Source organism: Amorphoplanes digitatis, assembly GCF_014205335.1.
Taxonomy (GTDB): Bacteria; Actinomycetota; Actinomycetes; order Mycobacteriales; family Micromonosporaceae; genus Actinoplanes; species Actinoplanes digitatus.
In genome coordinates, this window is record NZ_JACHNH010000001.1 from 892422 (window position 1) to 917358 (window position 24937).

21 protein-coding genes are annotated in these 24937 nt (G+C 71.7%); 12 read left to right on the top strand and 9 right to left on the bottom strand.

From position 1 onward, the window contains the following. Positions 1–136: 136 nt before the first annotated feature. The 5 genes from BJ971_RS04115 to mpgS all read left to right on the top strand — a co-directional run bounded on the left by BJ971_RS04115 (position 137) and on the right by mpgS (position 7594). On the top strand, positions 137–2521 hold the full coding sequence (locus tag BJ971_RS04115; protein WP_239087854.1) for a putative bifunctional diguanylate cyclase/phosphodiesterase: 2385 nt from the start codon (positions 137–139) through the stop codon (positions 2519–2521). Positions 2522–2699: 178 nt separating this feature from the next. Beyond that, positions 2700–4532, top strand: coding sequence for an acetolactate synthase large subunit (locus BJ971_RS04120; protein WP_184989963.1), 1833 nt, complete (start codon positions 2700–2702; stop codon positions 4530–4532). A gap of 18 nt (positions 4533–4550) precedes the next feature. Then, a complete protein-coding gene (gene ilvN, locus BJ971_RS04125; protein WP_023561968.1) occupies positions 4551–5066 on the top strand; it encodes an acetolactate synthase small subunit in 516 nt (171 codons plus the stop codon). 69 nt (positions 5067–5135) lie between these two features. Beyond that, on the top strand, positions 5136–6149 hold the full coding sequence (gene ilvC, locus BJ971_RS04130) for a ketol-acid reductoisomerase (protein ID WP_184989965.1): 1014 nt from the start codon (positions 5136–5138) through the stop codon (positions 6147–6149). 182 nt (positions 6150–6331) lie between these two features. Beyond that, complete coding sequence (mpgS, locus tag BJ971_RS04135; RefSeq protein WP_184989967.1) at positions 6332–7594, top strand: mannosyl-3-phosphoglycerate synthase; 1263 nt, start codon at positions 6332–6334, stop codon at positions 7592–7594. A gap of 9 nt (positions 7595–7603) precedes the next feature. Here the strand turns inward: mpgS and BJ971_RS04140 are convergent, their stop codons facing one another. Next, complete coding sequence (locus BJ971_RS04140; RefSeq protein ID WP_184989969.1) at positions 7604–8437, bottom strand: hypothetical protein; 834 nt, start codon at positions 8435–8437, stop codon at positions 7604–7606. Between the two features lie 175 nt (positions 8438–8612). Here BJ971_RS04140 and serA point away from each other — a divergent pair, with 175 nt between their 5' ends. After that, on the top strand, positions 8613–10217 hold the full coding sequence (gene serA / locus BJ971_RS04145) for a phosphoglycerate dehydrogenase (protein ID WP_184989971.1): 1605 nt from the start codon (positions 8613–8615) through the stop codon (positions 10215–10217). Here the strand turns inward: serA and BJ971_RS04150 are convergent. Beyond that, positions 10214–10576: a hypothetical protein gene (locus tag BJ971_RS04150; RefSeq protein WP_184989973.1), complete on the bottom strand. Its 363-nt coding sequence runs from the start codon at positions 10574–10576 to the stop codon at positions 10214–10216. The two genes, serA and BJ971_RS04150, sit on opposite strands and share 4 nt — an antisense overlap. Before the next feature lie 357 nt (positions 10577–10933). On the opposite strand from BJ971_RS04150, the gene BJ971_RS04155 reads away from it, so the two are divergent. Together BJ971_RS04155 and BJ971_RS04160 are read left to right on the top strand one after the other, a co-directional pair. Then, entirely contained in the window at positions 10934–11965 is a 1032-nt protein-coding gene (locus tag BJ971_RS04155) for a 3-isopropylmalate dehydrogenase (protein ID WP_184998639.1), read from the top strand. A gap of 154 nt (positions 11966–12119) precedes the next feature. Beyond that, positions 12120–13217 carry a branched-chain amino acid aminotransferase gene (locus tag BJ971_RS04160; protein ID WP_184989975.1) on the top strand — a complete coding sequence of 366 codons (1098 nt, stop codon included), beginning with the start codon at positions 12120–12122 and terminating at the stop codon, positions 13215–13217. Positions 13218–13251: 34 nt separating this feature from the next. Here the strand turns inward: BJ971_RS04160 and BJ971_RS04165 are convergent, their stop codons facing one another. Then, a complete protein-coding gene (locus BJ971_RS04165; RefSeq protein ID WP_184989977.1) occupies positions 13252–13989 on the bottom strand; it encodes a tyrosine-protein phosphatase in 738 nt (245 codons plus the stop codon). A 237-nt stretch (positions 13990–14226) separates the two neighbouring features. Here BJ971_RS04165 and cimA point away from each other — a divergent pair, with 237 nt between their 5' ends. Continuing rightward, positions 14227–15813: a citramalate synthase gene (cimA, locus tag BJ971_RS04170; protein ID WP_184989979.1), complete on the top strand. Its 1587-nt coding sequence runs from the start codon at positions 14227–14229 to the stop codon at positions 15811–15813. Positions 15814–15836: 23 nt separating this feature from the next. On the opposite strand, the gene BJ971_RS04175 is transcribed toward cimA, so the two are convergent. From BJ971_RS04175 to BJ971_RS04195, 5 genes are all read right to left on the bottom strand, one after another. Further along, complete coding sequence (locus BJ971_RS04175; RefSeq protein ID WP_184989981.1) at positions 15837–16841, bottom strand: endonuclease/exonuclease/phosphatase family protein; 1005 nt, start codon at positions 16839–16841, stop codon at positions 15837–15839. A gap of 57 nt (positions 16842–16898) precedes the next feature. Further along, entirely contained in the window at positions 16899–18338 is a 1440-nt protein-coding gene (locus BJ971_RS04180; RefSeq protein WP_184989983.1) for a hypothetical protein, read from the bottom strand. A gap of 139 nt (positions 18339–18477) precedes the next feature. Continuing rightward, on the bottom strand, positions 18478–19824 hold the full coding sequence (locus BJ971_RS04185; RefSeq protein WP_184989984.1) for a M16 family metallopeptidase: 1347 nt from the start codon (positions 19822–19824) through the stop codon (positions 18478–18480). After that, positions 19821–21137, bottom strand: coding sequence for a M16 family metallopeptidase (locus tag BJ971_RS04190; RefSeq protein ID WP_184989985.1), 1317 nt, complete (start codon positions 21135–21137; stop codon positions 19821–19823). Before BJ971_RS04190 ends, BJ971_RS04185 begins: the two co-directional genes overlap by 4 nt. Before the next feature lie 117 nt (positions 21138–21254). Further along, positions 21255–22151 (bottom strand): LysR substrate-binding domain-containing protein, encoded by an 897-nt coding sequence (locus BJ971_RS04195; RefSeq protein WP_184989986.1) that lies wholly within the window; start codon positions 22149–22151, stop codon positions 21255–21257. 67 nt (positions 22152–22218) lie between these two features. On the opposite strand from BJ971_RS04195, the gene BJ971_RS04200 reads away from it, so the two are divergent. From BJ971_RS04200 to BJ971_RS04210, 3 genes are all read left to right on the top strand, one after another. Beyond that, positions 22219–23070 (top strand): EamA family transporter, encoded by an 852-nt coding sequence (locus BJ971_RS04200; RefSeq protein WP_184989987.1) that lies wholly within the window; start codon positions 22219–22221, stop codon positions 23068–23070. 142 nt (positions 23071–23212) lie between these two features. Next, positions 23213–23635: an alternative ribosome rescue aminoacyl-tRNA hydrolase ArfB gene (arfB, locus tag BJ971_RS04205; RefSeq protein ID WP_184989988.1), complete on the top strand. Its 423-nt coding sequence runs from the start codon at positions 23213–23215 to the stop codon at positions 23633–23635. Positions 23636–23684: 49 nt separating this feature from the next. Then, on the top strand, positions 23685–24146 hold the full coding sequence (locus BJ971_RS04210; RefSeq protein ID WP_184989989.1) for a hypothetical protein: 462 nt from the start codon (positions 23685–23687) through the stop codon (positions 24144–24146). On the opposite strand, the gene BJ971_RS04215 is transcribed toward BJ971_RS04210, so the two are convergent. Next, positions 24136–24921: an inositol monophosphatase family protein gene (locus BJ971_RS04215; RefSeq protein ID WP_184989990.1), complete on the bottom strand. Its 786-nt coding sequence runs from the start codon at positions 24919–24921 to the stop codon at positions 24136–24138. The two genes, BJ971_RS04210 and BJ971_RS04215, sit on opposite strands and share 11 nt — an antisense overlap. Positions 24922–24937 lie beyond the last annotated feature (16 nt).

The window sequence follows — 24937 nt, forward strand, 5'->3', positions numbered from 1 at the left end:
TGCCACCGCGGGTAAGGACCGGCGCGTCGCCGGGCGGCGCCCCGTCCACAGCGCGGGACGGTGATCGTGAGTTTCAGTTCGAAACCGGTCGATCGGTCACCTCCCGAAAAGCCCTCCGGTACGGCAGAGTGTTCCCGTGCACTCACCGTCCGGCGTGGAGCTGGCCGGGCTGGCGAGCCTTCTGGTCGCGGTCCCGGCCGTAGCCCTGCTGGCCAACTCCGGTCGCCGGCACACGGGCGCCGCCCGCCGCGCACACCTGCTGCTCGCCGCGGGGGCCGCGATCACCACGGCCGCCGCGCTGGCCGGCCTGCTCAGCGACCTCTTCCTGGCCCAGCGGCCGGCGCAGCTCGGCTCGGCCGTCGCCGTCGCGATGGCGCTGGGCACGTCCACGCTGCTGGCGGGCACGCTGGTGCTGCCCGGCGCCGCGGAGAACGCCGGCGCGGCCTGGCGGCACCTGCTGGACGGGCTCGTCGTCGGCGCGGGGCTCTGGTTCGTCGGCTGGGTGCTGCTCTCCGAGCCGACCCGGATCCTCGGCGACCACACGCCGAAGCCCGGCGTGTCCATCCTGCTGCCGGCGGCCATGGCGGCGGTCGCGACCGGGCTGACCGCGGTGCTGGCCGTGCACGCACACCGGCCCCGGCACATCACGGTCCGGGTGGCGGCCGGTGTCACGCTCGTCGCGGTCGCGGCGACCGCCCTCTCCAGCGGGATCTGCCGCAGCTGGCCGGGCATCGTGCTGCTCGGCGCCGTGCTGCTGCCGGGCGGGCTCGTCGTGGTCGCCCACGCGGTCAAGATCGCCGACCGGCCGGTCGAGGTCACCGGCGACATCACCCAGCGCAACACCGGGTACGCGTTCGTGCCGATGTCCGCGATGGTCGGCGCGCTCGGCTACCACCTCGCCGCCGGCGGCGTCTTCGACGTGTTCGGCTTCCTGGGCTTCAGCGTCGAGGGCTTCGCCCTGGTGGCCCGGCAGTACCTGGCGCTGGCCGACGTGAAGAGCTACACGTTGCAGCTGCGCCACCGGGAGTCGCACTTCCGGGAGCTGGCGCACACCGACCCGCTGACCCGGCTGGCCAACCGCCGCGGCCTGGTCCGGGCGCTGCGCGAGCCCGCCGCCCGGGAGCGGCCGCGGGTGCTGATCGGCCTGGACCTGGACGGCTTCAAGAACGTCAACGACATGCGCGGGCACGACGTCGGCGACGCCGTGCTCGTCGAGGTCGGCGAGCGGCTGCGCGCGAACCTGCGCGAGGGCGACGTGGCGGCGCGGCTCGGCGGCGACGAGTTCGCGGTGCTCATGTGGGCCACGCCCGAGGAGGCGATGCTCGCCGGCAAGCGCCTGCTCGCCGTGCTCGGCGAGCCGTACGACACCGAGGACGGCTCCGTCTTCCTGTCCGCGAGCGTCGGCGTCGCCGGCTCGCCCGCGCCGGGCGACACGGGCGAGCTGATGCGCGACGCCGACCTGGCGCTGCGCTACGCCAAGCAGCGCGGGAAGAACCGGGTCGAGCGCTACCAGCGGCGCTACGACGAGCTGCTGCGCCGGCACAGCGTGCTGGAGAACGAGCTGCGCCACGCCATCGAGCGCGAGCAGCTCCGGCTGGTCTTCCAGCCGGTGGTCGCGCTGCCCTCGATGCGGCCGGTCGGCGCCGAGGCGCTGCTGCGCTGGCACCACCCCGAGCTGGGCGCGGTCCGGCCCGACGAGTTCATCCCGGTCGCCGAGGAGTCCGGGCTGATCAACATGATCGGCTCCTGGGTGCTGGACCAGGCGTGCGAGCAGCTCTCCCAGTGGCTGGCCGTCGGCCACGACGTCTGGGTCTCGGTGAACCTCTCGCCCAAGGAGCTGCACGCCGCCGACTACGCCGGCCAGGTCGCCGGCGTGCTCCAGAAGTACGGCGTGCCGGCGCAACGCCTGGTGCTCGAGGTGACCGAGCACGCCGTGGCGACCGACATGGACGAGCTCATCCGGCGGCTGTGCGAGCTGCGCTCCACCGGCGTGCGGATCGCGCTCGACGACTTCGGCGCCGGCTACTCCTCGCTCGGGCAGCTGCGCAAGCTGCCGGTGGACATCCTGAAGATCGACCACGCGCTGGTCGCCGAGCCGGAGTCGCGTACCGGCACGGCCGCGCCGCTCGTCGACGTCGTCGTGCGGCTCGGCCACCGGCTCGGGCTCGAGGTGCTGGCCGAGGGGATCGGCTCGCCGGCGCAGCGGGCGATCGTCGAGGAGGCCGGTTGCCGGCTGGGGCAGGGCTCGCTCTTCGGCTGGGGAGTGCCCGCCGAGCACCTCGAGGCGCAGCTGGAGACCGCCCGATCGTCCGGTTCCCGGCCGGTGCCGGTGCAGCGCGCCCGCCCGGCGACCAAGCCCACCGCGCCCGCGCGCAGTCAGGTGATCATGCTGGGCCCGGGGATGCGGCAGCTCAGGGCGCTGCTGCCGACCGATCCGGCCTTCTCCGAGGGGGAGGTCTCGCGGACGGGTGACCAAGATGTGAGATCAGTTGACGCACCCCGTGAGATGGGGCAGTCTTAGCCGCATGTGCTTGTCGTCCCGAGTACTTATGTGAGCGCACTGCTCCTCTGCCCAGCGTTACCGGGCCATGAGAGATGAGCAGTGCGCTAGGTCCCGTGCTTCGGCACGAGGACCTTTTTTGTTGCTCACACACGGGAACGATCCGGCCCGCCCATCCCGAACGAAGGTCTGAATCGCCATGACGAGACCCACACCCGAGACCCTCGCCAACCGTGCCACCCCGGCCACCGTCGCGGCGGCTGCCGGCGCCCCGGCCGTAGTCACGGTGTCACCGACCCCCGCCAGCGGGGCCGGTTCGCTCGTGCGGTCGCTCGAGGCGCTCGGCGTCGAAGTGGCGTTCGGCATCCCCGGCGGGGCGATCCTGCCCGCCTACGACCCGCTGTACGACTCCAAGGTCCGGCACATCCTGGTCCGCCACGAGCAGGGCGCCGGCCACGCCGCCACCGGGTACGCCCAGGCCACCGGCAAGGTCGGCGTCTGCATCGCCACCTCCGGGCCGGGCGCGACGAACCTGGTCACGCCGATCGCCGACGCTTACATGGACTCGGTGCCGATCGTCGCGATCACCGGCCAGGTGGCCCGGCCCGCGATCGGCACGGACGCCTTCCAGGAGGCGGACATCCAGGGCATCACGCTGCCGATCACGAAGCACAACTTCCTGATCCAGACGCCCGAGGAGATCCCCCAGATCATGGCGGAGGCGTTCCACCTCGCCTCCTCCGGGCGCCCCGGGCCGGTGCTCGTGGACATCCCCAAGGACGTGCTCCAGGCGGCGACCACGTTCGCCTGGCCGCCCACCCTCGACCTGCCCGGCTACCGGCCGACGCTGCACCCGCACGGCAAGCAGATCCGCGAGGCGGCCCGGCTGATCGCCGCCGCCAAGCGCCCGGTGCTGTACGTGGGCGGCGGCGTGCTCAAGGCCGGCGCCACCGACGGGCTGCGCAAGCTCGCCGAGCTGACCGGCATGCCGGTCATCACCACGCTGATGGCGCTCGGCGCGTTCCCCGACTCGCACCCGCAGCACCTGGGCATGCCCGGCATGCACGGCACGGTCCCGGCCGTGTACGCGCTCCAGAAGGCGGACCTGCTGGTCACGCTCGGCGCCCGCTTCGACGACCGGGTCACCGGCAAGCTCGACTCGTTCGCGCCGGAGGCGAAGGTCGTGCACGCCGACATCGACCCCGCGGAGATCGGCAAGAACCGGCACGCGGACGTCCCGATCGTGGGCGACGCGCGGCACGTCATCGACGAGCTGATCGCGGCCGTCTCCGCCACCGCGGGCGGAACGGCGGCGTACCAGTCCTGGTGGGCGCAGCTCAACGACCTGCGCGAGCGCTACCCGCTTGGCTACGACGAGCCGACCGACGGCACCCTCGCGCCGCAGTACGTGATCGAGCGGATCGGCGAGCTGGTCGGCCCGGACGCGGTCTACGTGGCCGGCGTTGGTCAGCACCAGATGTGGGCGTCCCAGTTCATCAAGTACGAGAAGCCGGGCACCTGGCTCAACTCCGGCGGCGCCGGGACCATGGGCTACGCGGTGCCCGCCGCGATGGGCGCCAAGGTCGGCCGCCCCGACACCCAGGTGTGGGCGATCGACGGCGACGGCTGCTTCCAGATGACCAATCAGGAGCTCGCCACCTGCGCGCTGGAGGGCATCCCGGTCAAGATCGCCGTCATCAACAACGGCAACCTGGGCATGGTCCGGCAGTGGCAGACCCTGTTCTACGAGGGCCGCTACTCGAACACCGAGCTGGGCACGCACAAGCACCGCATCCCGGACTTCGTGAAGCTCGCCGAGGCGCTGGGCTGTGTCGGCCTGCGCTGCGAGACCAAGGAAGAGGTGGACGCGACGATCAAGGCGGCCCTGGAGATCAACGACCGGCCGGTGGTCATCGACTTCACGGTCGGCAAGGACGCCATGGTCTGGCCGATGGTCGCCGCCGGCACCAGCAACGACGAGATCATGTTCGCCCGGGACGTGCGCCCGAGCTTCGACGAGGACGACCTCTAGGCGGATGGGAATCACACCATGAACAAGCACACCCTCTCCGTGCTGGTGGAGAACAAGCCCGGCGTGCTCGCCCGGGTTTCGGGCCTCTTCTCGCGACGGAGCTTCAACATCGATTCGCTGGCGGTGGGCGAGACGGAGAACCCGGACGTCTCCCGCATCACGATCGTGGTCAACGCCGACTCCTCACCCCTGGAGCAGGTGACCAAGCAGCTCAACAAGCTGGTGAACGTCCTGAAGATCGTCGAGCTGGACCCGCAGCAGTCGGTGCAGCGCGAACTCCTGCTGGTCAAGGTGCGGGCCGACCGCACGGTGCGCGGGCAGGTCCTCGAGACGGTCGAGCTGTTCAGGGCGAAGGTGATCGACGTCGCCCCGGACACCCTCACGATCGAGGCGACCGGCAACCCCGACAAACTGGACGCGCTGCTGCGCGACCTCGAGCCGTACGGCATCAAGGAAATGGTCCAGTCCGGCCTGGTCGCCATCGGCCGCGGCTCGCGCTCGATCACTACCGGCCCCGCCCTGCGCGCGGCCTAGTCCCCATCCAACCGCCCCGCCACCACCCCTGACCGGACTAAAGGCCCAATAGATTCAAGTGAGGAAGTCATGACCGCGGAAGTGTTCTACGACGACGACGCCGACCTGTCCATCATCCAGGGACGCAAGGTCGCCGTTATCGGGTACGGCAGCCAGGGCCACGCCCACTCGCTGTCGCTGCGCGACTCGGGCGTCGACGTGGTGGTCGGCCTCAAGGAGGGCTCGAAGAGCCGCGCCAAGGCCGAGGAGCAGGGTCTCAAGGTGCTGACCCCCGCCGAGGCGTCCGCCTGGGCTGACGTGATCATGGTGCTGGCCCCCGACACCGCGCAGCGGAAGATCTACACGGAGTCGATCGCCCCGAACCTGACCGCCGGCAAGGCGCTCTTCTTCGGCCACGGCCTCAACATCCGCTTCGAGCTGATCAAGCCGCCGGCGGACGTCGACGTGGCGATGGTGGCCCCGAAGGGCCCGGGCCACCTGGTCCGCCGCCAGTACGTGGACGGCAAGGGCGTCCCGGCCCTGATCGCGGTGGAGCAGGACGCGACCGGCGGCGCACAGGCGCTGGCCCTCTCGTACGCGAAGGCGATCGGCGGCACCCGCGCCGGGGTCATCAAGACCACCTTCAAGGAGGAGACGGAGACCGACCTGTTCGGCGAGCAGGCCGTGCTCTGCGGCGGCACCGCCGCGCTGGTGCAGACCGGCTTCGAGGTGCTCACCGAGGCGGGCTACGCCCCGGAGATCGCCTACTTCGAGTGCCTGCACGAGCTCAAGCTGATCGTCGATCTCATGTACGAGGGCGGCATCTCCCGGATGCGCTACAGCGTCTCGGACACCGCCGAGTTCGGCGACTACGTCTCCGGCCCGCGCGTGATCAACGCGGAGACCAAGCAGGAGATGAAGCGGATCCTCGGCGACATCCAGTCCGGCGAGTTCACCCGCCGGCTCATCGCCGACGACGAGGCCGGCGCGCCGGAGCTCAGGAAGTACCGCGAGCAGGGCGCCGAGCACCCGATCGAGGTCACCGGCAAGAAGCTGCGCGGCATGATGAGCTGGGTCGACCGGCCGATCACCGAAACGGCCTGACCTTTCGACGCCGGTAAGCACGCCGGGTCGGTGCGCCGCAAGGCCGCCGGCCCGGCGTTTTTTCGTGAGCAATCGACTACCTGAAACGTCCGTGTTACCTCCCGCTTACCGAAACGGCGTCGTCATAGAAATGTGAACTGTTCGGACGCCGCCGGGCCGACGGTAGGCGGTACATTCCGGGTATGCGACTGGCTGATTCTTTCCGGAGTGAGCGCTTCGGCGCGGTCCGGATTCATGAGCTGCAGAGGGTGATCGAGCTTGACTCGAGCGCCGAGCAAGATGCGGGCCAGCCCAGTCTTTCGGCTGGTAGCCGGGCCGTGCCGCCCGAGGCATTGCGCGCCGTCGAGTCGCAAATGGTAATCGTGGTCCCCTGCATGAATGAGACGCGAAGCGTCGTCGAAGGGGTACTCTCCGGAATTCCCCATGACTGTCTCATTGTGTTGGTCTCCAACAGCGACAAGCTGCCCGTGGACCGATACGAGAGCGAAGCGCAGACGCTCGAGCAGTTCTGCCGCCTGGCCGGCCGGTCCGCGATCAGCGTCCATCAGAAAGACCCCGGACTCGCGGCCGCATTCAAGGCCGCGGGCATGGAGGAGTTGATCGGCGAGGACGGTCTGGTCCGTTCCGGCAAGGGCGAGGCGATGCTGATCGGCATGGCGCTTGCCGCGATGACGGGCCGCCGCTACGTGGGCTACGTCGACGCCGACAACTACGTGCCGGGCGCCGTCCATGAGTACTGCAAGGCATACGCCGCCGGGCTGCACCTGGCCGACAGCCCGTACTCGATGGTCCGGATCTTCTGGCACTCCAAGCCGAAGCTGCGCGACGGCCGGCTGTTCTTCAGCCGCCGGGGCCGCAGCTCGGAGATCACCAACGAGTGGCTCAATCGCTTCCTCGCCGAGTATTCCGGCTTCGGCACGGAGGTGATCGCGACGGGCAACGCCGGCGAGCACGCGATGAGCCTCGACCTGGGCCTCAAGCTGCGGCTGGCCGGTGGCTTCGCGGTCGAGCCGTACGAGTTCATGGACCTCTTCGAGCAGTTCGGCGGGGTGCTGGAGTGCGACAGCCCGGACGTCATGAGCTGTTCGGTGCCGGTGCTCCAGATCGAGACCCGCAACCCGCACTTCCACGACAACAAGGGCGAGGAGCACGTGCGGGGCATGCGGATGCAGGCCCTGAACGTCGTCTACCACTCGCCGGTGACGCTGCCCGCGGTGCGCCGGGCGATCATCGACTTCATGGTGTCGCAGGGCGCACTGGAGATCGGCCAGGAGCCGCCGCGCGAGCGGGTCTACCCGCCCGTGGGCAGCCTCGACCTGGAGCTGCTCTACGACGGGCTGGACGCCGAGGCGCTCAGCTTCCGCCAGTTCGACGGCCGCGCGTCGGCGGGCTACACCGCCGCGCCGCCGATCGAGCGGGACTCCATCCCGCTGCCGGCCGCCTGAGCCGGCGGCTCAGGGCTGCGGCTTCTCCTGCGGCGCCGGCGGGATCTGCTCGGTCGGCGCCTGCTGTGACACGGCCGGCGGCGCGGGGCTCGTCGGCACGGGTTGCGGCGGCACTGACTGCCCGGGCGGTGGCTGCTGGGCCGGGGGCGCGGACCATGCCGTCGGGGCGGCGGGCCAGGCCTGATACTGCGGCGGCGGCGGACCGGGCCACGGCTGGCCCGGCGGCTGCGGCGGGTACTGGTACTGCGGCGGGTATCCGGGCTGCGGCGCCGGCACGCCCCACTGCTGCGGCGGCGGGTACTGCCCCGGCCACTGCCCCTGCGGCTGGGCCGGCGTCGTCAGGTCCTGCAACCAGTCCCGCTCCGCGTCGGCCCACACCCGCCGGGCGGCCAGGTAGGCCGGGCCCTGCCCGAACAGCGGGACGAGCAGGACGCCGAGGCCCAGCACCAGGGCGAGGACGCCGATCCGCAGGCCGGCGGTGTCCGAGTCGGCGGCCACCGCGCTGACCAGGAAGATCAACCCGGTGAGCAGGACCAGGCCGCCGACCACCATCGGCCCGACCGTGTTGCCGTTGCGCACCATGGACCACGCGACCGCGGCGACCACGGCGGCGCCCATGGCGAGCCCCGCGGTGGCCAGACCCTCGGCCGTGGCCTCTCCGACGCTGTCGTAGTACGAGTCCGAGGTCAGGGTCAGCACGGCCCCGATCAGCAGCGCCATCGCGACGAGGCCGAGCAGCGACGCGGTGACCGCGACGGCGAAGGGCACCCGGCGCGGCGGCTCGGGGGTGGTGGGCCCGAGGTCCTCATCGGTTTCCTCGGCGTCGGTGGGGGCATCAGCCATGCCGAGGAGGCTATCGGCAAGCCGGGTCGCGGGGTGTCCCGCGGCGCACGGGACGATTTCACACTTGTGACGCCGGTCACCGTACGATGACGTCCCTCCCCGGTCGTCGATCCGCCTAGGATCGCCGGAAAGGTCCGGCCGGCCGGTCCACCCGCGAGACAAACTGTGGAGACATATGACTCCCGTAGTACTGATCGCAGAGGAACTGGCCCCCGCCGCCATCGATGTTCTGGCGCACGATTTCGACGTCCGCCACGTCGACGGCACCGACCGCGCGACGCTGCTCGCGGCCCTCGCCGACGCGGACGCGATCATCGTCCGCAGCGCCACCCAGGTCGACGCCGAGGTGGTCGCCGCGGCCCCGCGCCTGAAGGTCATCGCCCGCGCGGGCGTCGGCCTGGACAACGTCGACGTGCCCGCCGCCACCGCCCGCGGCGTCATGGTCGTCAACGCGCCGACCTCCAACATCGTCTCGGCCGCCGAGCAGGCGATCGCGCTGCTGCTCGCCGTCGCCCGGCACACGGCGAGCGCCAGCGCCTCGCTCAAGAACGGCGAGTGGAAGCGGAAGCAGTACACCGGCGTCGAGGTGCAGGGCAAGACCGTCGGCGTGGTCGGGCTGGGCCGCATCGGCGTGCTCTTCGCGCAACGGATGGCCGCGTTCGGCACCCGGCTGATCGCCTTCGACCCGTACATCCAGCCGGCCCGGGCCGCGCAGCTCGGCGTGCGGCTGGTCGGGCTCGACGAGCTGCTGCGGGAGAGCGACTTCATCTCGGTGCACCTGCCGCGTACCCCGGAGACCATGGGCCTGATCGGGGAGAAGGAGCTGGCCACGGTCAAGCCCGGGGTGCGGATCGTCAACGCGGCCCGCGGTGGCCTGGTCGACGAGCGGGCGCTGGCCGAGGCGCTGGCCGAGGGCCGGGTCGCCGGCGCCGGCATCGACGTGTTCGTCGCCGAGCCGACCACCGACTCGCCGCTGTTCGGCTTCGACAACGTGGTGGTGACCCCACACCTGGGCGCCTCGACCGCCGAGGCGCAGGACAAGGCCGGCCTGTCGGTCGCCCGCAGCGTCAAGCTCGCGCTCCAGGGCGAGTTCGTGCCCGACGCGGTGAACGTGCAGGCCGGCGGCGTGGTTGACGAGGACGTGCGGCCGCTGCTGGCGCTCGCCGAGAAGCTCGGCAAGGTCTTCACCGCGGTCGCGGGCGGGGTCGCGGCGAGCGTGACCGTCGAGGTGCGCGGCGAGATCGTGTCGCACGACGTCTCGGTGCTCAAGCTCGCGGCGACCAAGGGCCTCTTCACCTCCGTGGTGGAGGAGCAGGTCACCTACGTCAACGCCCCGCAGCTCGCGGCCGACCGGGGCGTCGAGGTCGAGCTGGTCGTCGACCACGAGATCTCCGACCACCACAACCTGGTGACCGTGCGGGGTGCGCTGCCGGACGGGCGCACCGTGAGCGTCGCCGGCACCGTCACGGGCACGGGCACCACCCGTGAGGCCCGCCGGCTCACCGAGGTCGACGGGTTCGAGCTGGAGATGGACGCCGGCGGCGTGCTGCTGTTCTTCCGCTACTCGGACCGGCCCGGCATGGTCGGTGCCCTCGGCACGATCCTGGGCGAGGCGGGCGTCAACATCGCGGCGATGCAGGTGGCCCGGCGCGAGGCGGGCGGCGAGGCGCTGATGGCGCTGACCGTCGACTCCTCGGTGGATGCCGAGCTGTTCTCGTCGGTCGCGGCGGCGGTCGGGACCACCAAGGGCAGCGTCGTGGACCTGCGGGACGAGGACTAGCGGAGCTTGACCGGCGGCGGATAAACCGTGCCGTCCTGGAGGTCGAGCAGGTCGAGGCCGTGTTCGCCGGCCAGTCGCTCGATCGTCTCCAGCACCGTGTCGGGGCAGGCCTCGTCCAGGCGCATCTGGATGTGGTCCGCCGCGGCGTGCAGCGGGGTGCCGGCCCACGGCGAGCCGGACTCCGTCGCGCGGGGGCCGCGGTCGGGATAATGGCTGGTCAGCGCGTCGTAGAAGGCGACGACGCGCGGGTCGGCGGGGCGCTGGGGGTGCTCACCACGGACGCACCGGTCGTTGGCGGCGCGCACGTCATCAGGTGTGTCCGTGTTGTTCAGGGCCCACACCACCAGGTCGAAACTCACCGGCGCATGGTGCCATACCGTCGGCCAACCGACTCAGTTGCCGCCGCGACACGCGGGGGATGCGTCTTGCGCGACATTAGTCCGCATCGCTAGCGTTGGTCCTGCCGCGCGGGCTACGCGGGCGTGTCTTCGGGTGACACTTCCGTGGTCGCTCCGTGCGGTGGATGCACCCCCGGCGGACGCGAGCCACGCGTACCTGTCGTGACAGCCCCCGCGATCGTTGCCGCGATCGGCGGGGGTTGTTCGCGTCTGCGCCCCTTAACGACGACTCACCCACACTGTGGGACCGCCGTGCCAGAGAACGGGACCAGGACTACTGTCGAGCGAGTCGTATCTAGCGAGGGAGTTGACGTGGCGGTGGCGCGGATCGCGGTGGTGGCCGGAGACGGCATCGGAACCGAGGTGACCGCGCAGGCCTGCAAGGTGATCGAGGCCGTCCTCCCGGACGTGGAGTTCGACGACTACGACCTGGGCGCCCGCTTCTACAACCGCACCAACGAGGTCCTGCCGCAGGCCATCGAGGACGAGCTGGCGGCGCACGACGCCATCCTGCTCGGCGCCATCGGCGACCCCAGCGTCCCGCCGGGCATCCTCGAGCGCGGGCTGCTGCTCAAGCTCCGCTTCGACTTCGACCAGTACGTCAACCTGCGCCCGTCCCGGCTCTGGCCCGGCACGACCAGCCCGCTTGCCGGCCTCAAGCCCGGCGAGATCGACATGGTCGTCGTCCGCGAGGGCACCGAGGGCCTCTACGTCGGCGCCGGCGGTGTCCTGCACCGCGACACCCCCGCCGAGATCGCCACCGAGGAGAGCCTGAACACCCGGCACGGCGTCGAGCGGGTCGTCCGCGACGCCTTCGCCCGGGCGCGGCGCCGCGAGCGCCGCCACCTCACCCTCGTGCACAAGACCAACGTGCTCACCCACGCGGGCGGGCTCTGGGCGCGCACCTTCGCCGCCGTCGCCGCCGAGTTCCCCGACGTGACAACGGATTACCAGCACATCGACGCCGCGAGCATGTTCCTGGTGAGCAACCCGCAGCGCTTCGACGTGGTGGTGACCGACAACCTCTTCGGTGACATCCTCACCGACATCGCCGCTGCCGTGACCGGTGGCATCGGCATGGCCGCCAGCGGCTCCGTCAACCCGGAGCGCAAGTACCCCTCGACCTTCGAGCCGGTGCACGGCTCGGCGCCGGACATCGCCGGCCAGGGCATCGCCGACCCGGCGGCCGCGATCCTCTCCGCGTCGATGCTGCTCGAGCACCTCGGGCACACCGACGAGGCCCGCCGAGTAGCCGAGGCGGTCGCGGCCGAGGTCGCGTCCCGTGCACCGGGCGCGCCGCTGCGTACCGCCGAGGTAGGGGACCGGGTCGCCGCCGCCGCGGTCGCCTGATCCGACACCCTCCCGTCACCCCGCCGTAGCCCTCGGGCCGGCGGGTGTTGGCGCACACCCGATGGTCGTCGTTGAACGACCGTTCGGGGTAAGTTCATGGAGCACTGCGGGTGCTACCTCTTCATTCTTCGTGACAGAAAGCAGGTCAACTGCCATGAGTGGTGGTGACAACCTCGACTTCGAGATCCGTCCGAACCCGGCGCCCGTAAGCGACGCGGAGCGCGCAACGCGGCTCACCAACCCGGGCTTCGGCCGGATCTTCACCGACCACATGGTCACCATTCGCTATGCGGAAGGTAAGGGCTGGTACGAGCCGCGGGTGGAGGCGCGCGCGCCGATCCCGATGGACCCGGCCTCGGCCGTGCTGCACTACGCGCAGGAGATCTTCGAGGGCCTGAAGGCGTACACCACGCCGGATGGCGGCGTGGCGCTGTTCCGCCCGGACGCGAACGCCGCCCGCTTCAACCAGTCCGCGCAGCGGATGGCGATGCCGGCGGTGCCGCAGGCCGCGTTCCTGGAGTCGCTGCGCCAGATCATCGCGATCGACCGGAAGTGGATCCCGCAGGGCGACGAGGGCAGCCTCTACCTGCGGCCGTTCGCCTACGCCAGCGAGGTCTTCCTCGGCGTGCGCCCGGCGATGGAGTACCTGTACCTGGTGATCGCCTCGCCGGTCGGCGCCTACTTCAGCGGCGGGGTCAAGCCGGTCACCGTGTGGATCACCCCGGACTACACCCGCGCGGCGCCCGGCGGCACCGGCGCGGCCAAGTGCGGCGGCAACTACGCCGCCGGCCTGTCCGCCCAGGCCGAGGCGATCGAGCACGGCTGCGACCAGGTGGTCTACCTGGACGCGGTCGAGCGCCGGTACGTCGACGAGCTCGGCGGGATGAACATCGTCTTCGTGCAGGACGACGGCTCGCTGGTCACGCCGCCGCTGACCGGCACGATCCTGCCGGGCATCACCCGTGACTCGATCCTCAAGCTGGCGCAGCGGGCCGGCCGCCGGGTCGAGGAGCGCCCGGTCAGCTTCGACGAGTGGCGCGACGGCGCCGCGTCGGGCCGGATCCGTGAGGCGTTCGCCTGCGGCACCGCCGCGGTGATCACGCCGATCGGCACGGTCCGCCACCCCGACGGCGAGTTCACCGTCGCGGACGGCGGCTCGGGCGAGGTCACGATGGCGCTGCGCCAGGAGCTGTCGGACATCCAGCGCGGCCGCGCCGAGGACCCGTTCGGCTGGGTGCACAAGGTCTTCTGAGGTCCCGGCTGACGGCCGCCCGCAACGGCGGCCGTCAGCCTGGGGTCAGCAGGTGGTCGCGCAGCGCCGCGATCTGCTCCGCGCTGATCCCGATCTCGCGGACGTACTTCTCCACCGAGCCGTGCCGGTCCCGCAGGTCGCTCAGGAAGAGCAGCATCGCGTCCTGCGGGCAGTCGAACATGTGGTACTTGTCCTGGACCATCTCCGGCTTCGACCGCATCAGGTAGTCGGTCAGGGAGGCCATCGCCACCTCGGTCAGCGCGTAGTCCGCGGCGATGTCCGCGTCGGACACCCCGAGCAGCGACAGCGTGAGCGCGCAGACCACACCCGTGCGGTCCTTGCCGGCCATGCAGTGCACGACCGCCGGCGCCGCGTCCGGGTCGGCGATGAGGCTCAGCGCCGCCGCCAGCCCGGCCCGGCCGTCCTCGGCGAAGTTGAGGTAGCGGTCGGCCAGCCAGCGCTCGTGCGGCAGCGAGGGCGCGACCGTCTCCCAGTCGACGTGCTCGATCACCAGGTTGTGGTAGGCCAGTCCCTCGGCCTCCGGCACCCGGCCGTGCGCCTCGACCTCGAAGACCCGGCGCAGGTCGATGACCGTCCGGACGCCCAGCTCGCTGAAGGTCTCGAGGTCGTCGCCCCGCAGCCGGTGCAGGGAGTCCGCCCGGAAGATGCGCCGCCAGCGCACCGTCCGGCCGTCGAGGCCGGCGTAGCCCCCGATGTCGCGGAAGTTGTAGCTGGAGGAGAACGTCAGCGTGCGCGGGTAATCGTCGGCCACCCCTTCAACCTAACGGGCTCCGTCGATTCGCCCGGCCCCCGCCCGTGTTGCCGCCGTCTCAGCCTGTGGATTCTGGCCACGTACCGAGGCTGTGCGTGGCATGCTGCTCTCCGTGACCCACTTCGTGCTGATTATTCGCACCTAGCACGCCGGCTGACCTTTCGCCGACGTGCAGACCTCCCGCATCCGCGGGAGGTCTTTTTGTTGGGTCGTCAGTCTCGGAAAGGAACCCCGCCCATGACTTACCAGGTCTTCGACACGACTCTGCGCGACGGCGGCCAGCGCGAGGGCATCAGCTACTCGGTCGCCGACAAACTCGCGGTCGCCCGGCTGCTGGACGAATTCGGGGTCGGCTTCATCGAGGGCGGCTGGCCGGGCGCGATGCCCAAGGACACCGAGTTCTTCGCGCGGGCCCGCAAGGAGCTCGATCTGAAGAACGCCCTGCTCGTCGCGTTCGGTGCGACCCGCAAGGCCAACGTCGACGTGAAGACGGACCCGCAGGTGCAGGCCCTGCTGGACGCCGAGACGCCGGTCGTGTGCGTCGTCGCCAAGTCCGACATCCGGCACGTCGAGCGGGCGCTGCGCACCACCGGCGACGAGAACCTCGCGATGGTCCGCGACACCGTCACCCACCTGGTCGCGAACGGCCGACGCGCGTTCGTGGACTGCGAGCACTTCTTCGACGGCTTCCGCTACGACCCCGAGTACGCCGCCTCCGTGGTCAAGGCCGCGTTCGAGGCCGGCGCCGAGCGTGTCGTCATGTGCGACACCAACGGCGGCATGCTCCCGTCGATGATCACCGCCGCGATCGACGACGTCGTGCGGCGCACCGGGGTCACCGCGGACCGGCTCGGCATCCACTGCCAGAACGACACCTCCTGCGCCGTCGCCAACACCATCGCCGCCGTCGAGGCGGGCGTCGAACACTTCCAGTGCACGGCCAACGGCTACGGCGAGCGGCCCGGCAACGCCGACCTCTTCGCCGTGGTCAGCAACCTGCAACTCAAACTCGGGCTCAAGGTCCTACCGGACGGCTGCCTCGAGCAGGCGACGCGGGTGTCGACCGCGCTCGCCGAGATCGCCAACATCGCACCCGACACCCACCAGGCCTACGTCGGGGCCGCGGCATTCGCTCACAAGGCGGGGCTGCACGCGAGCGCGATCAAGGTGGATCCGCTGCTCTACAACCACGTAGACCCGGCAGTTGTCGGGAACGACATGCGGATCCTGGTGACCGAGATGGCCGGCCGGGCCAGCATCGAGCTCAAGAGCCGCGAGCTCGGGCTGGAACTGGCCGGCCACCCGGACACCCTCACGTCGGTGACCCGCAAGGTCAAGGACCTGGAGGCGGGTGGCTGGTCCTTCGAGGCCGCCGACGCGTCCTTCGAACTTCTGGTACGCAGTGAGCTGCCCGGCGAGGACTTCGTGCGGCCGTTCGCCCTGGAGTCCTACCGGGTGCTGGTCGAGCACCGCGAGGACGGCGCGGTGGTCTCCGAGGCCACCGTCAAGGTCCGGGTACGCGGGGAGCGGGTCATCGCCACCGCCGAGGGCAACGGCCCGGTCAACGCCCTGGACGAGGCGCTGCGCGTCGCCCTCCTCAAGCACTACCCGGAGCTGAGGTCGTTCGAGCTGGCCGACTACAAGGTCCGCATCCTGGAGGGCTCGCACGGCTCCAACGCGATCACCCGCGTCCTGGTGGAGACGAGCGACGGCCACCGCGAGTGGACGACCGTCGGCGTGCACGAGAACGTCGTCGAGGCGAGCTGGAAGGCGCTCACCGACGCGCTCACCTACGGCCTGGCCAACACCACGACGGCGGCCTGAACCGGGGGCGGGGGTTCCCCGGCTCAGGCGGCCGGGACCCTGACCTCGGCCAGGATCGCGCGATGGTCGCTGCCCGGCACGTCGTGCACGCTCACCGGGCCGACGCCGAGGCGCTCGTCGACCAGGACGTGGTCGATCGTCACCGGGGGCAGCGGATCGCCGTCGTACGGCCCCCACGTGCCGGTCAGGCCCGCGCCGTCGGCGTCGGCCGCGTCGCGGTACCCGCTGTCGATCAGGTCGCGCAGCGGCGCGTGGTCGAGCGTCGAGTTGAAGTCGCCGAGCAGGATCCGGGGCAGGCCGTTCGGGTCGACGCCCGGCTCCTCCATCAGGTCGTTGCGCCACACGTCCAGGACCTCGACGGAGTACGGCGCCAGCGGATGCGCCGACTCCACCACGACCGCGCCGGCCCCCGGCGGCTGGATCGTGCCGTAAGCCTGCTTGAAGCCGCCGTTGTTGTGCCGGACGCCCGGGTTGGTTATCGGGAAGCGGGAGTAAAGGCCGGAGCCGCCCGCGCCGTACTCCGGGCCGAGCGAGGAGTAGGGCAGCAGGTCGCCGAGTCCGGCCTCGGCCAGCCGGGTCTGCGCGCGCGGGCTGAACTCCTGCAACGCCAGCACCGAGATGGCGTTGGCCCGGACCAGCCGGACGATCTCCGCCGCGTCCGCGTTGCCGAAGAGCAGGTTCGACGTCATCACGTGCAGCGCCACGCCGCCCTGCGGGCCGCGGTCGCCGTCGGCGAGCGCCCGGGGCAGCGTCACCATCGCGAAGACCGCGAGGGTCACCGCCGCGACCGCACCCGCCAGCCGGCGCCGGGTGGCCAGCGCCGCGATCACCGGCACCACCGACCACGCCGCGACGTACGGGGTGAAGGCGAAGAGCTGCACCATCAGGCCCTGCTCCCAGCCGCCGAGCCGCAGCAGCGCCCAGACCGCGCCGGGCAGCACGAGCAGCCAGAGCAGCAGCGGCCAGGCGACCCGCCGGATCCGGCCCCGGACCGGTTTCGTCGCGGGAGTGGCGGTGGCGATGGTCATGCGGCGACGCTATCCGGCCGGTGCCACCGTCACCGAGCGAAGCGGGGACACATCACATCACCGGAACGGGTTGAAGTTCTGCGCCGCCATCAGGAACCAGGACGTCGCGCCGACGTGCTGGCGGGCGAAGTAGCCGAAGTCGAACCCGGTGTCGAGCGCGCTGGTGGCGGCCACGATGCCCGAGCGGGCCGGCAGCGGCGTACCGGTCAAGGTGCCGCCGTCGGCCGGGTCGCGCAGCCGGCCGTCGTCGGGGTCTGCGGTCCGGCCCACCGTCTGCCCGGCGCCGAGGCTCTCCTGGGCGGTCACGATCTGTGACAGCAGCCGCCGGGCCAGCGCCGCGTCGCCGCGCCCGCCGCGCCTGAGCAGCGCCAGGGCCGCGTGCCCGTTGCCCTCCAGCCAGACGGCGTCGCGGTGGTGCGCGATCGTGCTGCCGGAGACGTCGCCGGCGATGAGCTTGGCCTGGCTGCTGTAGGTCACGCCGGAGACCGCGCCGTCGGTGTTCCACAGGTTCCGGGTGACCCAGTCGACGGCACCGCGGTGCTCCGGGTCGCCGACGCTCAGCAGCGCCCAGGTCTGCGCGTCCTCCGGGATGTTGCCGAGGTTGATCTGGTTCGGGTCCTCGCCCTCGCCGCCGAGCGTGCCGGTGCACAGGCTGGGGCCGGCGCGGTTCCACATGGCCCGCACGAAGTTCACCGCGCCCGCGGCCCGTGCGGTCCAGCGCCGGTCCCTGGTCAGCTTGGCCAGCAGCGTGAACAGCCCGTACGCGTCGATGTTGTGCTCGGTCGACGCCCACCTCTGCACGGTCTCGCCGTCGCCCTGCACGCCGCCGTGGTAGCCGCCGTAGCGGTACGGCGACTCCCGGGCCGCGATCCAGTGCCCGAGCGCGACGGCGCCGTCGAGGTACTTGGTGATCCGGGTGTCGGCGTACAGCTGGGCCAGCGCGAGGGCCACCCACGCCATGTCGCCGGTCGAGGAGCCGCCGAAGCCGTACGGCCGCAGGTACGCCGCCTTGCCGTCGGCGCGCCTGAGCCCGGGGTAGCCGGGCCCGCCGCCGTAGAAGAGCATCGGACCCGCCGCGTACGCCTGCCGCACCCGCCCGTCGGCGTACGCCTCGTCGTTGGCCTGCGCCCAGAGCAGGGCGTCGCCGATGAGCCGGGCCCGGCGCACGTTCGCCACGGTGGGGCTCGCCAGGTAGGCAAGCGTCGCGAGCGCGTTGTCGTAGACGAACGCGGTCGTCATCAGCCCGCTCTCGTTGTTGTAGCTCTGAAGCAGGCGCGGCTCGCCGCCCTTGACGTAGGCGTCCTGCACCACGTCGAGGTAGTGGTAGGCGCGGCCCGCCGGCTCCGCCAGGGCCTGGTCCACCAGGTGCCGCGGCTGGCACGTGCCGGCGGCGGCCGCGGCCTCCGGGGCGAGCAGGGGCGCGGCGACGGCCGCCGGCAGCACTTGCAGCCGGCGCCGGGAGAACGGCCCGGCGGCGGTGGAGAAGTTGGTCGGCATGGCGGGGGCTCCAGCGCGGGTGGGAGAGCGCTCTCGCAGGAGGGCGTCGGCGTCATTGAAACCCGTCGGGTACCCCGTGGCAATACGCCTGCCGCCCTCGGTGAAAATAATTTCAATCCGAGGGCGGCACGTCGTTCGGTCAGACCTCCACGGTGACGATCTCGCCGATGCCGGTCGCCGCCAGTTCCTCGCGGATCAGCGCCGCGTCGCCCTCGATGACCAAGGTCAGCCCGTCCGGGTGCAGGTGCGTCTCCGCGGCGAGCGAGACGTCGGCGACCGTCGCGCCGAGCAGGCCCTGCCGCAGCGTCGCGTAGTAGTCGTCGGGCAGGCCGTGCACCACGAGCGTGGCCAGCGAGCTGGCGATCGAACCCGGCGTCTGCATCTCGACCGTGAGCTGCCCGGCCCGCCACGTCCGGGCCACCTCCAGCTCCTCCTCGGTCACGCCGTCCTGCCAGGTCCGGGTGATCTCGCCGACCGTGTCGACGAGCGCCGGCGCGGTCACCGCCGTCTGCACCGAGGTGCTGACGCCGAACCGGCCGAACCGCCGGGTCATCGCGAAGTCGGCGCGAATGCCGTACGTGTAGCCCTTCACCTCGCGGATCAGATGGTTGAGCCGGGACGTGAACGCCCCGCCCAGCACCGTCGCCGCCAGGGTCAGCGGCACGTACTGCGGGTGTGCCCGCTCCGGCGCACGGTGGCCGAGGCGCAGCGTCGACTGCACCGAGCCCGGCCGGTCGACGAGCAGCACCCGGCGGCCGGTGCCGATCGACACCTCCAGCGGCGGCGCCGGCGTCAGCGGCGCGCCGGACGTGCCCGCGAACGCGAGCGCACCCAGCTCCGCCAGGTCGAGCCGCTCGAGGTCGCCCGCGACCAGCAGCACACCGGCGCGGGAGAACCAGGAGTCGTGGAACGCCGCCACGTCCTCGGTGGTCACGGCGGCCACCGACGTGGGGTCGCCGTGCAGCGGGCGGCCGTACCGCTCGCCGGTGCCGAAGAGGTCCATCCGCAGGGCGGCGTCCGCCCGCGGGCCGGGCTGCGCCCAGTCCATCCGCAGCCCGGTCACCTCGTCGTCGCGCACACGCGCGACATCGGCCGGATCCAGGCGCGGGGTCCGTGCCGCCTCCGCCAGCAGGGCGACGGCCCGCGGCAGCAGGCCCGCCGGTACGGACACGCCGACGCGGAACGCGTCCCAGTCGACCGAGGTGGAGAGCTCGGCACCCAGGCCCTCCAGGGCCAGCGCGAACGCCGCCGAGTCCCGGACCGACGTGCCCTCCTCGAGGCACTTGGCGAGCACGGTCGCCGTGCCCTCCCGACCCGCGGTCTCGCGGGCGCCGCCGGCGTCGAGCAGCAGCGCGGCGGTGGCCAGGTACTGGCCCGGCATGTGCGCGGCGACGACCTCGCCGCCGGCGACCTGGACCCGCCGGACGGCCGGGAAGGTGTAGGGCCGCGGCTCGCCCGGGCCGGGTCGCGTGGCGACGAGGCTCATGCTTCGGTTCCTTCCTCGGGCAGGTACGTCAGGGTCACGCGGGACTGCGGATCGAGCGTGCGCGCGGCGTCGGCGATGTCCTGCGCCGTCACGGCCAGCAACTGCGGCAGCCGGTACGCGGCGCTCGCCGCGTCGCCGAACTGGGTCGCATAGCGGCCGAGGGTGTCGGCGCGGCCACCCACAGTGGACATCTGCCGCCACCACGAGGTGGTCAGCAGGGCCTTGGCCCGTTCCAGCTCCGCGTCGGTGACCGGCTCGGTGGCCATGCCGTCCAGCACCTCCGCGACCCCGGCCGTGAGCGTCGCCGCGTCGACGCCGTCTTTGGCGGTGGCGGTGACGATCAGCGGCGCCGGGGCGTGCGCGAGATCGACACCGTACGCGCCGATGTAGTCGGGCTGGGCGATCCGGGCGCCGTCGGCGAGCCGCTGGTAGAGCCGGCTGCCGCGGCCGCTGCCCAGCACGGTGGCGAGCACGGTGACGGCGTCGTATCCGGCCGTGCCGAACGGATGGGTGCGGTGCGACAGGTAGATCCGCGGCGCCGGCACCTTGCCGGTCACGGTCTCGGTGACCGGCTCGGTGGCCGCGCCGGTGAGGTGCCCGCGCGGCGCAGGCGGGATGTCGGGCACCGCCTCGATCGCGCCGAAGTACTTCTCGGCGAGGGCGAAGACCGTGGCCGGCGACGCGTCACCGACGACGGTGAGCACCGCGTTGTTCGGCGCGTAGTACTGCTGGTGGAAGGCCTTGAAGGTGTCCAGGCCGGCGGCGTTCAGGTCCTCCATCGACCCGATCGTCGCGTGATGGTAGGGGTGCCCCTCGGGGTACAGCAGCGGCAGCAGGCGCAGCCAGGCGTCGCCGTACGGCACGTTGTCGTAGCGCTGCCGGCGCTCGTTCTTGACCACCTCGCGCTGGTTGTCCAGGGTCTCCTGGGTCAGCGCCGGCACCAGGCCGCCCATCCGGTCGGCCTCCAGCCACAGGCCGAGCTCGAGGTGCTCGGCCGGCAGCGTCTCGAAGTAGTTGGTCCGGTCCGGGTTGGTGGTCGCGTTGAGCGAACCGCCGGAGCCCTGCACCAGCTTCATGTGCTCGGTCTTCTCGACGTGCTGCGAGCCCTCGAACATCAGGTGCTCGAAGAGGTGCGCGAAGCCGGTCTGGCCGGCGGGTTCGTGCCGTGAGCCGACGTCGTACCAGAGGTTCACGCACACCACGGGCGCGCTGTTGTCCTCGCTGACGACGACGCGCAGCCCGTTGTCCAGGCGCGCGGTTTCGATGGGCCACGGATAGCCGGTCTCGGCGACCGGCGCGGGCTGAGCAGACACGCAACCTCCCTGTAGCGGCACCCGCCCATCGGCGGCGCCGTGTTCAGTATCCCGTCTTCGCAGGTCGATCCGCTCCTTCGGTACGCTTTCGGGCTCAGTTGATGAGATCGGCCCAGGTCATTCCCCGGGCGCGACACTGGCGCGCAGCGCCTCCCGGAAGACCCGGATCCGGGGCTGCCCGCCGGCGCCGGCGCGCACCGCGGTGAACAGCCGCCGCCGGGGCCGGCCGGGCAGGTGGTGCAGCCGCACCGGTCCCGGCGAGCGGTCGGTCCAGAGCAGGTCGGGCAGGAACGCGACCGCGTGCCCGGTCTCCACGAGCCGGACCTGTAGCAGCAGGTCGCCGCTGGCGAACCGCACGTCGGGCTCGAAGCCGGCGTCGCGGCACATGTTCCGCGCCCACTGCCCGGGCGCGAGGTCGGCGGGGTCGAAGACGAACGGCGCACCGGCCAGGTCCGGAAGCCGGGCCCGGCTCCACGGCCCGTCGGGCGGCACGGCGAACCGCATCTCGTCGTGGGAGAGGTCCTCCTCGTCGACGCCGGGCATCCGGGGCTGCGGCAGGCCCGGGTACTCCTCGCCGAGCACCAGGTCGAAGTCGTGCGCGACCAGCCCGGCGATGGCGGCCGCGGCGTCGCAGTGGGCGATCTGGACGCGCAGCGCGGGATGCCGGGCGGCGAGCGACGACAGGGCGGACGGCACGAGCGCGAGCATCACCGACTGGAACGAGGCGACCCGCAGGCCGCCCGTGACCTCCGTCATGCTCCGGGCCAGATCCGCCTCGGCGAGCTCGAGCCGTTCGAGGATCACGTCGGTGTGCCGGACCAGGATCCGGGCCTGCTCGGTGAGCCGTACGCCGCGACCGACGTGCTCGAGCAGGGTCGCGCCGGTCTCGGACTCAAGCTGCGTGAGCTGCTGCGATATGGCCGAGGGGCTGTACGACAGTGCCCGCGCCACGGCGGCCAGGGTGCCGCGCCGGTCCAGCTCGCGGAGCAGCCGCAGCCGATGAACGTCCAGCATGGCTAACGATTATTGCTCAGAAACATTCGCTGGACGAATCAATGGCCGCCGGGCGAACGTGTGAGCCATGCGAAACGCCGTCTTCATGGTTCTCGGCTCGTGCGCCAGCCTGCAGATCGGCGCGGCCCTTGCCGCCCACCTCTTCCCGGCGACCGGCAGCGCCGGCGCGACCCTCCTGCGCCTGTCCATGGCGGCGGCCGTGCTGCTGGTGCTGGCCCGCCCGGCGGTCCGGGCCTGGCGCCGCGACCAGTGGCGCGAGGTGCTGCTGCTCGGCGCGACGCTGGCCGGCATGAACGGCTTCTTCTACGCGGCGATCGCCCGGATCCCGCTCGGCGTCGCGGTGACGATCGAGTTCCTCGGCCCCCTGACGCTGGCGGCGGTGCTGTCCCGTCGCGGCCGCGACCTCATCTGGGTCGCGCTGGCCGCCGCCGGCATACCGGCGCTCGGCTGGACCGGCCCGCACGCCGCCGGCCTTGACCCGCTCGGCGTGGCATACGTGCTGGTCGCGGCGGTGTTCTGGGCGCTGTACATCCTGGCGAGCGCCCGGGCCGGCGCGGCGGTGCCGGGCCAGGGCGGCCTGGCCGTGGCGATGACGGCCGGCGCCCTCCTGCTGATACCGGGCGGCCTGGCCGGCGCCGGCGCGGCGCTGACCTCGCCGCACCTGCTGCTGCTCGCGCTGGGCACCGGCCTGCTGGCCTCGGTGATCCCGTACACGCTCGAGATGTCGGCGCTGCGCCGGCTGCCGCGGCCGGTCTTCGGCGTCCTGCTGAGCCTGGAACCGGCGGTGGCGGCACTGGCCGGCTGGCTCCTGCTGTCACAGTCCCTCTCCCTGCAAGCCGTCGCCGGGGTGGCGATCGTGGTCCTGGCCAGCATCGGATCGACGGTCTCCAGCGTCCGCGGTTCCGTCGCCGTTTCTTGATCCATTAACTGCCTGGCGGGTGCGGCCGGGCGGGTGCGATGCTGTGCGGCATGGCGGATGACGTGCGGATGAGCGAGCGGCGGACCGATCCGGCCGCGGCGCTCGCCTGGCGTTCTCCGCGGCTCTCGGCGGGGGGTGCCGCATGGCCGACGTGCTGATCCGGCCGGGGCTCGCCATCCCCGAGGCCGAGCTGAACTGGCGGTTCTCCCGCTCCAGCGGCCCCGGCGGCCAGGGCGTGAACACGACCGACTCGCGGGTCGAGCTGTCCTGGAACCTGCTGACGTCCGGCCTGCTCTCGCCCGCGCTGAAGGAGCGCGCGGTCGAGCGCCTCGGCAGCCGGCTCGTCGACGGCGTGCTGACCATCACCGCGTCCGAGCACCGCTCCCAGCTCCGCAACCGCGAGGCGGCCGAGGCCCGCCTCGCCATGCGGGTCGGCGAGGCCATCGCGCCCCCGCCCCGCCAGCGCCGCCCGACCAAGCCGTCCCGCGGCTCGGTCGAGCGCCGCATCGGCGAGAAGAAGCGCCGAGCCCAGATCAAACGCAACCGCCGCGGCGAGATGGACTGACCCGCTCGTGCGATGGCGACTGCCGGCAGCGGCCGGTGCCCTTTTGCTCGTGACGCTGGCCCTGACCGGGTGGCTGTGGGCGGATCGCGGCGTGGGGGCCGGGCTTCGTGAGCACGCCAGGGAGATCCTGACGCGACACGACGCCGCCGGGCGAACCGCGCAGCCACCGTCTTCGGGCCGGTACCTGACGGGCACCCTCGTCGAATCCGCCACGACGGCCGAGGGCAGCACCCGATTGACCGTGGAATTCACCGGCGACGCACCGGGAAACGGTCCCTGCGAACGCGACTACTACGCGGAGGCGTTCGAGTCGGCAAGCGCCGTGGTGGTGGTCCTGGAGGGCAAACCGCGAAACCTGCTCGAACGGCTCAACCTGGGCTTCGGCGAGGAAACGTGCCTCCTTGTCGGCCAACGTCGCACCGCCACGGTCGTCCTCACGCGACCGTTGCACGGCAGGACAGTCCTGGACGGACACACCGCAGAGCCGGTGGCGGTGGTCGTCAGCGGCTGACGGCGAGATCGAGGATGGCGCTGAGAAGGCCCGGGTTAGCTGCGATCGTTGCGGACGACTCGAAGCTGTGTGCCGATCCGTCGAGGTCCGCTATCAGCGCGCCGGCTTCCCGAGCGATGACGACGCCGGCCGCGGTGTCCCACGGCTTGTTGGCCAATATGACGACAGCATCGACTTGGCCGGCGGCCAGCCATGCCAGGTCGATAGCGGCTGACCCGTGCATGCGGACGCGCTGCACACTCATGGCGAGCCTCTGCGTGAGTGCGAACCTGGCTCGGTTCTTCTCGACAGCCCCCTTGCCGACGGCGTAGTCGCCGAGGGCCACCACGGCTTCGCTGACTCGTCGCGTCGTGCTGACCACGATGGGTTGACCGTCTGCGTCGGCGCCGTTGCCTTCGGCCGCGGAGTAGCGATTGCCGAGAAAGGGCAGGTCGACGATGCCCAGGACGGAACGGTTCTCGGCGATGAGACCGAGTGAGATGGCGCAGAGCGGTGACCCGTGTACGAAGTTGACGGTGCCGTCCACCGGGTCCAGGGCCCACATCAAGCCGTCCGTCGCTCCGCTGAGGCCGTTCTCCTCGCCGAGAAAGCCGATCTCTGGGGTGTGCTCGGCGAGGAAGGTGCGGACCCGGTCCTCGATGGCGTAGTCGACCTCGCTCGCCATGTCCCGGTCGCCCTTGGCGGTCAGGACGCCCGGCTGCATGGTGCGCATGATGTCGCGGGCCAGGTCGACGGCATGGTGGGCCGTCGATAGCAGGTCCGTGTAGTCGGTCATCGGAGTTGACCGCCGT

Coding starts and splice junctions, on each gene's coding strand:
- BJ971_RS04120 (WP_184989963.1), top strand. CDS start 2,700: ATGACGAGACCCACACCCGAGACCCTCGCCAACCGTGCCACCCCGGCC.
- BJ971_RS04180 (WP_184989983.1), bottom strand. CDS start 18,338: ATGCCGACCAACTTCTCCACCGCCGCCGGGCCGTTCTCCCGGCGCCGG.
- ilvN (WP_023561968.1), top strand. CDS start 4,551: ATGAACAAGCACACCCTCTCCGTGCTGGTGGAGAACAAGCCCGGCGTG.
- serA (WP_184989971.1), top strand. CDS start 8,613: ATGACTCCCGTAGTACTGATCGCAGAGGAACTGGCCCCCGCCGCCATC.
- cimA (WP_184989979.1), top strand. CDS start 14,227: ATGACTTACCAGGTCTTCGACACGACTCTGCGCGACGGCGGCCAGCGC.
- BJ971_RS04195 (WP_184989986.1), bottom strand. CDS start 22,151: ATGCTGGACGTTCATCGGCTGCGGCTGCTCCGCGAGCTGGACCGGCGC.
- mpgS (WP_184989967.1), top strand. CDS start 6,332: ATGCGACTGGCTGATTCTTTCCGGAGTGAGCGCTTCGGCGCGGTCCGG.
- BJ971_RS04185 (WP_184989984.1), bottom strand. CDS start 19,824: ATGAGCCTCGTCGCCACGCGACCCGGCCCGGGCGAGCCGCGGCCCTAC.
- BJ971_RS04175 (WP_184989981.1), bottom strand. CDS start 16,841: ATGACCATCGCCACCGCCACTCCCGCGACGAAACCGGTCCGGGGCCGG.
- BJ971_RS04160 (WP_184989975.1), top strand. CDS start 12,120: ATGAGTGGTGGTGACAACCTCGACTTCGAGATCCGTCCGAACCCGGCG.
- BJ971_RS04200 (WP_184989987.1), top strand. CDS start 22,219: ATGCGAAACGCCGTCTTCATGGTTCTCGGCTCGTGCGCCAGCCTGCAG.
- BJ971_RS04140 (WP_184989969.1), bottom strand. CDS start 8,437: ATGGCTGATGCCCCCACCGACGCCGAGGAAACCGATGAGGACCTCGGG.
- ilvC (WP_184989965.1), top strand. CDS start 5,136: ATGACCGCGGAAGTGTTCTACGACGACGACGCCGACCTGTCCATCATC.
- BJ971_RS04215 (WP_184989990.1), bottom strand. CDS start 24,921: ATGACCGACTACACGGACCTGCTATCGACGGCCCACCATGCCGTCGAC.
- arfB (WP_184989988.1), top strand. CDS start 23,213: ATGGCCGACGTGCTGATCCGGCCGGGGCTCGCCATCCCCGAGGCCGAG.